The following is a 2870-nucleotide window of genomic DNA, read 5'->3' on the forward strand; positions in this document are numbered from 1 at the left end:
CCAGTAACCGGATCACTTATACTAATCGGACGATATTTACCATTTTCCCCAATTGGAAAGGTAAAGGCACCGACGCCAACCTTTCTTGCCTTGCCTTCAATATAGCTTTGACTAGAGGCTCCAGTGATATTGACAGGATTATTAATTCTGAAATGATAACCAGGACCAGTAATGAAATTTCCTTTGACAAAAGTTATAGGACAGCTAACATTAAAGCTCGTATTCATTATCACATGATTAGCATCTTTATCAATTTGTATACCGCTGCCTGCAAATGGAAGAACACTATAATTACTAATAATAACCTGAGGTTTATCTCCTTTAAAAACAGTAGAGCCTCCTTGATAACCAAAAGTATTTGTACTGCCACCAGATACAACATTGTAAGTTATATTTCCATAGTATTCAGAAATACCTTTGTTGGATGGATAAATAGGCCCAGTGCTATTTTTATTAAATATTACATTACCCTTATAAATATCGCCTGAATTTAATCCTAAATAAAAATTTCCGGAACCATTATTATTTAAAGTATAATCAGTATCAAAAACTGACCCTCCATAACTTATTATACTACCATCATTATTAACTGTAAAGGAGATAATATTATGAAATTGAGCAGAGCTATAGGTCATACTGTTACAAACCACAGTTAATTTACTCTTAAACTCTGATGGTCCAACTATAAACTTTGCAGTTGGAATGAAAAGGTTTATATTAGGATACTCAGGTAATTCTGTCTGTTTTACAACATTTAAGAACAATAGGCCTGAAGGAAAAGCATCTACATTCACATGAGAATTTTCGGAAAGATTTACACCAGGATTGGCTTCTCCAAAAATTATAGTACCTGTAGATAAATTTGTAAGCAATATATCGGCATCTACTTTAACAGGACCACTGTAGCCTAAAGCAATTTTTCCAATATCTGCATTATATAATTTTATTAGTTTGTTTGACTCACCTGCCTTATGTTGAAAATTTGAAGCGCCATATTGGGATATCAAAAGATTACCCGTTCCTAAATTATTGAAAGTACAATTGCCTTTGAATGTATAGTTACCAGTGTTTACAGATCCAATGCCTATAGTACCTTTATTATTCAATAGAAAATCTGATTCAAAAACAACGGTTCCATTACTGTTATTAGTTGATGTCCCTGACTTAGTCAGTTCCACAATTCCATTAAATGTTCCATTATTAATATTTAGATTGGGACTTTCAACAACAAATTTTCCCCAATAAATACCACTTCCTAAAAAAGTAAATGTACTTGTTCCTGTTAATTTAATTTTCTGGTCTGTAGCATCTTTTTGTATGACCTTCCCCAGATATAGTCCTCCCGAAATAAAACCATCTTCCGGGACTAATAATTTTACATTATTTCCAAGATTGATAGTCCCATTGTATCCGATGAAAATATTCCCAGGAGAAGAACTTCTTAATTCTATATTACCGTTTAACTCAACAGTTCCATTATTTCCTAACCTAATATCTCCGGCAGTCCCCTTGTTTTCAAATTTAGCCAAGCCTGAAAAAGTGGAAATACTACCTGCGAAATTTGATACTTCAATGTAACCTTTATTGGAATTGATAAAAGTGGCAGTTCCACCATAAGTATAGTTATTTCCTGAATTTGTGCTTAAATAACATGTACTAGTTCCTTGATTTTCAAATGTGAAATTCCCATAAAAAAATGGGTTACCTGTGCTAATTGTATTACTTGAACCTTTACTAATAATGTTAACATCTGAGTTATAAACTCCTCCATCTATCCTTACTACAGATGCTGTGCATGCTAATATGCCATCATAGACAGAATTAACTCCCAGGATTATACCAGCGTCTTCTGACAAACTTAAGGTCTGAGAAGTTGAACCCACCTGATTAAAATTGGAAAGCATTAAATATCCTTTTGAAAAATTTTGTATAGATATTATTTTACCTGATGCTAATTTTGATAATCCTTTTGCAATTGTAGCAGATCCAAACCTTATACCAAATGTACTTACTTTATTATCCAGTATTAAATTACCGTTAAACCAACAAATGTCTGTAAAGGTCTCAAATCCTCCAGAGCCTGTAACATTTATTATTAAATCTTTCACAAACGTTTCGATCAGACCTGTAATATTAGAATTTCCTATTCTAAAAAGACTTGTTCCTCCAGATTCAAAAGTAGCTACCTCCGAATATGTATTACCTCCTGTAATTGTATTACCAGCACCTAAGTATTTGATATAAACTGAACTCTCAAAAGTACTTCTGTAAAGAGTAAGTGTATTTACATACAAATTCAACTTTGGTCCAATAGTAATAGAGGAAGTATTGCTACTTGCTCCAAATGATACTAAAACCGGAGTACTCTGACTTCCTGCATTAATTATTCCATCTGTTCCCGTGATTGAAATACCAGCTGTAGCAATAAAATTACCATTGATATTTAATGTAAAACCATTATTTATATTTAATACTCCGGAGTTAACTCTAAATACTCCAACTGTCTGATTTGAATTAAGAACCGGAGTATTATTAGATGATACGATAATAACTTCATCATCAGAAGTAAATACAACCTTATTATTACCATCAACGGGTATCGGTATGAGGATAGTACTTGATGTCCAGTTTAGAGGATTTTCCCATTCATTATTTGTAGATGGATTTTTCCATGTAAATGTACCGGTAGCATTGCAATATCCAGTAAAGATTAAAAAGATACTCGCAAAAATAATTCTTAAAAAAAAGAATGATTGCTTTTTGTATGAATCAGATAGTACCAGAAAATTTAACATTGAACTATAAAAATATCCCTTTAACCAAAGTTACTTCATTTTATCAGCACAAGAAAAACTCTTCAAATATTCTTT

General features: G+C 32.3%; 1 protein-coding gene. It reads right to left on the reverse strand.

Annotation, left to right across the window (positions count from 1 at the left end; translation table 11 throughout):
• Positions 1-2795, reverse strand: a 2795-nt coding sequence (locus J7604_RS26140; RefSeq protein ID WP_293903307.1) for a hypothetical protein, incomplete at its 3' end; no start/stop codon positions are given.
• Positions 2796-2870 lie beyond the last annotated feature (75 nt).

The organism is Sporocytophaga sp. (genome assembly GCF_017745095.1).
Lineage (GTDB): Bacteria > Bacteroidota > Bacteroidia > Cytophagales > Cytophagaceae > Sporocytophaga.